Source organism: Nonomuraea marmarensis (assembly GCF_043197025.1).
Classification (GTDB): Bacteria; Actinomycetota; Actinomycetes; order Streptosporangiales; family Streptosporangiaceae; genus Nonomuraea; species Nonomuraea marmarensis.
In genome coordinates this window covers 146,599-152,960 of sequence record NZ_JBICRM010000023.1, presented here as the reverse complement: position 1 = coordinate 152,960, position 6,362 = coordinate 146,599, and the positions used below count along the sequence as shown (strand labels likewise).

The following is a 6,362-nucleotide window of genomic DNA, read 5'->3' as shown; positions in this document are numbered from 1 at the left end:
AGTCAGCCTCGACCCGAGCCGGATCACCCAGATCGCCGCCGCGGCCCTCGTCCTGCTTCAACTGGAGCACGGACGCACCGTGTAAGGCGATCACGAACCGCCACAAGCGGTTACAGGGAAAGGTTCATTCAGAGGAGATCCATGGCGCGAGAACAACCTCCCGATGTCAGATTTGCCGGGATCGAGCAGTGCCATCATCCACGTCCGGTCTCCTGGGACGGAGGCCCTACCCCGGAGCGAGAGCGGCTGCTGAGCGGAGTGTCCGGCGCGGTGCTGGAACTCGGCGCGGGAGACGGGGTGAAGCTCCTCCTCTACCCGCCCCAGGTGGTCGAGATCACCGTCGTCGAGCCGGATGCCGGTCTCCTGGACCTCGCCCGGGAGGGCAGCCGGGACTGTCACGTACCCGTCAGGTTCCTCGAAGGCCCCTACGAGCGGCTCCCCGTTCCCACCGGCTCCGTCGACGTGCTGGTCAGCTCGCTCGTCCTGTGCTGCGTACCGCGCCTGGACGAGACGCTCAACGAGATCATGCGGGTGCTCGCGCCGGGCGGTGAGCTGCGCTTCCACGAGCACGTACGCTCCAGCAAGCCCCTGGTCGCCCTGGCCGAGCGGCTGATAAGTCCCATCTGGTCACTGGCCGCCGGCGGCTGCCATCCCGCTCGCGACACCGTCCAGACCATCGCCAAGGCCGGGTTCGCCATCGAGCGCATCGACCGCTTCGAGCGCGACGGGATCACGCACGTCCTCGGAGCCGCCCGCCGCCCGTAACGCTGCTAAACCGCCTAACCGCTCACACCGTACTTCCTGTACGTTATCCCCTTGGGGCGCCGGGAAGTCTGGTCGGCATTTCGAGAGGGATGTCCGAGGAGACGCGGTGCAGAGTGTGCAGGTGGTGCTGTTCCTGGTCGCGTTGGCGACCGTGGTGGCCACCTTTGCCGACCGGATCAGCGTGCCCGCACCGTCGTTGCTGGTCGTCGCCGGGCTCGGCGTGGGACTGCTGCCGTTCTCGGAGCAGATCCGCGTCACACCGGAGATCGTCAGCCTCGTGGTGCTGCCGCCGCTGCTCTACGCGGCCGGTGAGGAACTGTCCTGGCAGGAGCTCAAACGCCTGTGGCGGCCGGTGTCCCTGCTCGCGGTGGGGCTCGTGCTCGCCTCCGCCGCCACGGTCGGTTTCCTGACGGCCTGGCTGACCCCGTTGCCGCTGGCCCTGGGTTTCGTGCTCGGCGCGGTGCTGTCGAGCACCGACCCGGTCGCCGTCGCCGCGCTGGGCCGCAGGCTCGCGCTGCCCCCTCGGCTGCAGACGCTGGTGCAGGCGGAGAGCCTGTTCAACGACGCCACGAGCCTGATCCTGTTCCGGATCGCGGTCGCCGCGGCGGTGGCAGGAGGCGTCGCCGGCTGGAGCGGGGTCGCCGTCGACTTCCTGCGCCTGGCCGGCGGCGGGGCCGTGGTCGGCGCCGTGGTGGCCGCCGGCGTCTCCTTCGTACGGCGGCGCACCGAGGATCCCGTGCTGGAGAGCGTGATCGCCCTCGTCACCCCGTACCTGGCCTATGTCCTGGCCGAGGCCGTCCACGGGTCGGGGGTGACCGCGGTGGTGGTGACGTCGGTGATCCTCGGCATCCGGCACCACCAGCTCACCAACTCCGGGATCCGGCTGCAGCTGACCGCGGTCTACGGGACGGTGATCTTCGTCCTGGAGAGCGTGGTCTTCAGCCTCATCGGGCTGCAACTGCCCAGCCAGATCCGCCAGCTCACCGATGCCGAGCAACCGTGGATCGCGGCCGTGGTGGTCATCGCGGTCGCGTTGGTCCTGGTCCGGGTGGCGTGGTTGTTCCCGCTGTCGGCGCTGCAGCAGTGGCGCAGCGAGCGGCGGCTCCGGCCGACCTGGCAGGTCCCCGCCGTGATCTCCTGGGCCGGCGCGCGCGGAGTCGTGCCGCTGGCCGCGGCCCTGTCCATCCCGCTCACCACGGCCGCCGGGCAACCGCTGCCCCACCGCAGCCTGCTGATGGTGCTGGCCACCGGCGTGATCGTCGTCTCCCTCGTCGTGCAGGGGTTCACCCTGGCGCCGCTGGTCAGGCTGTCCGGACTGGCGATCGCTCCCGACCACTCCCGCGCGGAGTACCTCAAAGCGCGCCGGCGGCTGGCGGAAAAGGCCGGCGAATACGTGGCCGAGCTGGAGGACCTGGAGGTCGCCTCTCCCGCGGTGCTGCATCACGTGCGCCGGTCCCTGCAGTTCGAGCTGGACCAGGAGCCGGAGCAGGTCGCCGGCGGCTACAGCCAGGTGCGGCGGGAGGTGCTGGCCGTGCAGAGCAAGGAGCTCAGCCGCATGTACGTGGCCGGGGAGATCAGCGAGGCCACGCGCCGCCGCCTGCAACGCCACCTGGACCGGCAGGATATGCGCTTCACGGAGGAGCAATAACCGTATGTTTCCCGTGGTCATGCGTGAAGGACGCGTCGGGCTTCCGTATAGATGGGCCTGAAAGGGCTCCTCGGCAGGTGACCATGAGGAGGAATCCCCTGTAGGAGCATTCCTGATGCCCAGCGTCATCACCGCCGGAGAAGGCGAGCAGGGCGCAACCGGCCATGACGGCATCGCTACGCCGCATCCCGAAATCCCTGCGCGTGCTTGACGCCACCTCGCCGCCGGGGAGCCTGGGCAGGTGGCTGAAGGGGGACAGGTCGAGCAGCGCGCCAGTACAGAGCCGTGATTACCGTTTCTTGACGACCTGATCAGGCCGAACACCCTTCCGGCCTGGGTAGGTGGGCGATGCGTTTTTACGCCGCTTTGATGAAGGGTGACCGGAATGGTGCTGGCGAAACGGCCAGTCGCTACGGAAGGGACGTTGCGTTCCTGGTTGTTGCAGGGGCTGCAGACCGACCGTAGGCAGATCGAGCACGGTCCCCATGTGAAGCACCCGTGGTGGCGGGTGATGTGCCTGACCGGCGTGGACTACTTCTCCACATTGGGCTACCAGCCTGGCATCGCGGCGCTGGCGGCCGGGTTCCTCTCGCCGCTGGCCACGTTGTTCCTGGTGGTGCTCACACTGCTGGGCGCGCTGCCGGTCTACCGCCGGGTGGCGGCCGAAAGCCCGTACGGGCAGGGCTCGATCGCGATGCTGGAGAAGCTGGTCCCGCAGTGGTGGGGCAAGCTGTTCGTGCTGGTACTGCTGGGCTTCGCGGCCACCGACTTCGTGATCACGATGACGTTGTCGGCGGCGGACGCGACCGCGCACGTCCTGGAGAACCCCTTCGTGCCGGACTTCCTGGCCGGGCAGCGGATGATCGTCACGCTGGTACTGCTGGCCCTGCTCGGCGGCGTGTTCCTGATGGGCTTCGGCGAGGCGATCGGCATCGCCGTGCTGCTCGTCTTCGTCTATCTGGGCCTGAACGCGATCGTCGTCACGACGGCCATCGTGCACGTGCTGGAGGCCCCGCATGTGGTCGTGGACTGGAAACGTGCGCTGGGCGCGGACTTCAGCAGTCCTCTGGTCATGGTCGGTCTGTCGTTGCTGGTCATGCCGAAACTCGCGCTGGGACTGTCCGGGTTCGAGACCGGCGTCGCGGTGATGCCGGTGGTCAGGGGGGACATACCGGATCGGATCAAGGGCACCAGGCGGCTGCTGACCGTCGCGGCGCTGATCATGAGCGTGTTCCTGATCTTCTCCAGCTTCGTCACCACTGTGCTCATTCCGCACGGGGAGTTCGAGGAGGGTGGGAAGGCGAGCGGGCGGGCGCTGGCGTATCTGGCGCACGGTTACCTGGGTAACTGGTTCGGCACCGTCTACGACGTTTCCACGATCGCGATCTTGTGGTTCGCCGGGGCGTCGGCGATGGCGGGGCTGATCAATCTCGTGCCGCGGTACCTGCCGCGATATGGCATGGCGCCGGAGTGGACGGGCGCGGTGCGGCCGCTGGTGCTGGTCTTTTCGGCGATCGCGTTCGGCATCACGGTCATCTTCGACGCCGACGTGGAGGCGCAGGGTGGCGCGTACGCGACCGGTGTGCTGGTGGTGATGCTCTCGGCCGCCGTCGCCGTGACGTTGTCGGCCAGGAGGAAACGGCAGCGCAAGGCGGCGGCCGGGTTCGGGCTGATCGCGGCGGTGCTGGCGTACACGCTGGTCGACAACGTGATCAAGCGGCCGGACGGCGTGAAGATCGCCTCGTTCTTCATCGTGGCCATCATCGGCACCTCGCTGATCTCCCGGGCCACCCGCTCTATGGAGCTGCGGGTCACCGAGGTGCGTCTCGATCCGCTGGCCGAGGAGTACGTCAACGAGGCGTGCGGTGAGGTGCACGTGATCGCCAACGAGCCGCACGCACGGGACCAGGCGGAGTACAACGACAAGGTGCGCGAGACCTGGCTCAACCACCGGTTGCGCAGCTCGGAGCCGGTCATGTTCGTGGAGGTGTCGGTGCCGGACGCCTCGGAGTTCGAGACCGAGCTGCACGTCAGGGGCGAGGAGCGGTACGGCCACAAGATCCTGCGGATCGAGAGCTCCGCCGTGCCGAACTCGATCGCCGCGCTGCTGCTCTACCTGCGGGATCGGACCGGGTCGGTGCCGCACATCTACTTCCACTGGGGCGAGGGCAACCCGGTCGTGGCGATGTTGCGGTACCTGGTCTTCGGTGGCGGTGACGTGCCGCCGGTGACCCGGGAGGTGCTGCGCCAGGCCGAGCCGGACCCGGAACGCAGGCCGCACGTCCACGTCGGCTGACCGCTGATCAGGGCCGCAGGAGGGCACGCACCCGGTCGATGGTCGCGCCGGCGCGCGCGAACCCGGCGCGCCGTTTCGGGATCTTGACGCTGTTCAGAAGGGCCAGTCCCCGGTGCGGGCCATCTCGATGTGCGGGATCGCGGTGAACCAGCCGCTGGTGACGTCGGTGATCACGTGTTCCTGACCCGGGCCGGTGACGGCTTCGGCGGCTTCGGCGGCCTGGTCGGGGTGGGTGAGGACGACGACTCTGTCATGACCGGCCGCGTGGTCGCGGATGGCCTGCGCGGGGCTCGTAGTGCCGCCGACGTCTCCGAAGCGGTCGATCACGTCCGTCAGCGGCTCTCCCGGCCGGACCGGCACCGTGGTGGCGGGCGTACCGAGGACGACGACCTGGGCACGGGAGGCGCGGACGGCGAGCGCCGCGCCGAGGATCGCGGCCCCGTCCGCCCTGGTCAGGCCCCCGTACGCGGGGCCGGCCATGAGGTCGCCGCGGTCGATGAGGACGAGCGTGCGGCCGGGCAGCGCGGGGACGTTGGCCAGCGACAGGTCCATGGCCAGCCCGAGCGACAGGCTCCAGCGCGAGCCCGGCACCGATCGCAGGGCCGCGAGGACCTCCAGCGGCGTCACCCCGGAACGCAGCACCCACGCAGGGGAAGCGAGGTCCTCGGCCAGCTGATGGGCGGTCTCGTCGGGCATGCCGTCGCGGTCGAAGTCGGCGAGGTGGGCGAGCCGGTCCTGATACGGCATGGACGGCGCCACCGCGGCCCAGGCCGGGCCCGTCATGGTGCCGAGCAGCCAGCGCTGGACCGTGGCCCAGGTCATGGCGGCCCCGGCCAGGGTCCGGCCGGCGTGCGGGCGTTCGAGCAGGGCGGGGCGCCGGCTCGCCGGGATCCAGTACAGCGCCCGGCGGGCGCGCAGCAGCGGCAGTGACGCGGGGAGGTCGTTGAGGTCGCCGCGTCTGCGGGCGACCGCGTGCCGGAAGACGTCCGCCTGCGCCGCTCCCTGGGGAACGGGGTGGGTCAGTGCCAGGACGTCGGCGAAGCGCAGCGGGGCGCCGGGGCTGTCATAGGTGGCCAGGGCCCGTTCGTCGTAGAGGCGGACGGCGGCGTCCGCGATGCCCCGCTTGACCGGCTGGGGGAGTGCCCTGCCGTACCAGTGGAGCCAGTAGGCGAGCAGCTCGCCCGGCTCGTCGGCGCGGTGCAGGCACTGGTCGAGCAACTGCCGGGTGCCCGTGGCGCCGGCCTCGAGGCGGGCCTGTGCCAGCTCGGCGAGCGTGGCCAGCCGCAGGCCGCGCAGTCCTGGGTGGCGGCCCATCCAGCCGACCATCCGGGTCAGCCAGGCCTCGTCGGACCGGGCGAGCCGGGTCGCCAGAGCCACGTAGCGCCCGGTGGGAGTGCGGGCGTCGGCGTCCCCGAGCGCCCTGGCCACCAGGAGGAAGATCTCCTTCCTGAACGTTGCCACGCTGGTCGCGGTGCGGGTGGTCATGGCTGGCTCAACTCCATCAGGTGAGAAGGGTGGAAGGGCCTCCCGAGAAAGGGGAGCCGACCGTGACACGGCATGCCCAGCCGTGTCGCGCGGGCGGCCGAAGGCGCACCGGGAGGCCTCGTGCCGTGACACCGGGGGGACGGGAGCGGCACGCCGCGGGCCGCTGTG

The 6,362-nt window shown here is 70.1% G+C and carries 4 protein-coding genes; 3 read left to right on the top strand and 1 reads right to left on the bottom strand.

Features of this window, described 5'->3' with window-relative positions; translation table 11 throughout:
• The first annotated feature begins 141 nt into the window (after window positions 1-141).
• From ACFLIM_RS32110 to ACFLIM_RS32100, 3 genes are all read left to right on the top strand, one after another.
• Window positions 142-765 carry a class I SAM-dependent methyltransferase gene (locus ACFLIM_RS32110; RefSeq protein ID WP_393171882.1) on the top strand — a complete coding sequence of 208 codons (624 nt, stop codon included), beginning with the start codon at window positions 142-144 and terminating at the stop codon, window positions 763-765.
• Between the two features lie 106 nt (window positions 766-871).
• The gene (locus ACFLIM_RS32105) at window positions 872-2,413 is read left to right on the top strand and encodes a Na+/H+ antiporter (RefSeq protein WP_393171880.1); all 1,542 of its coding nucleotides are present in this window, start codon (window positions 872-874) and stop codon (window positions 2,411-2,413) included.
• 424 nt (window positions 2,414-2,837) lie between these two features.
• Window positions 2,838-4,709 carry an amino acid transporter gene (locus ACFLIM_RS32100; protein WP_393171878.1) on the top strand — a complete coding sequence of 624 codons (1,872 nt, stop codon included), beginning with the start codon at window positions 2,838-2,840 and terminating at the stop codon, window positions 4,707-4,709.
• 93 nt (window positions 4,710-4,802) lie between these two features.
• On the opposite strand, the gene ACFLIM_RS32095 is transcribed toward ACFLIM_RS32100, so the two are convergent.
• Window positions 4,803-6,194: a TROVE domain-containing protein gene (locus tag ACFLIM_RS32095; RefSeq protein WP_393171876.1), complete on the bottom strand. Its 1,392-nt coding sequence runs from the start codon at window positions 6,192-6,194 to the stop codon at window positions 4,803-4,805.
• Window positions 6,195-6,362 lie beyond the last annotated feature (168 nt).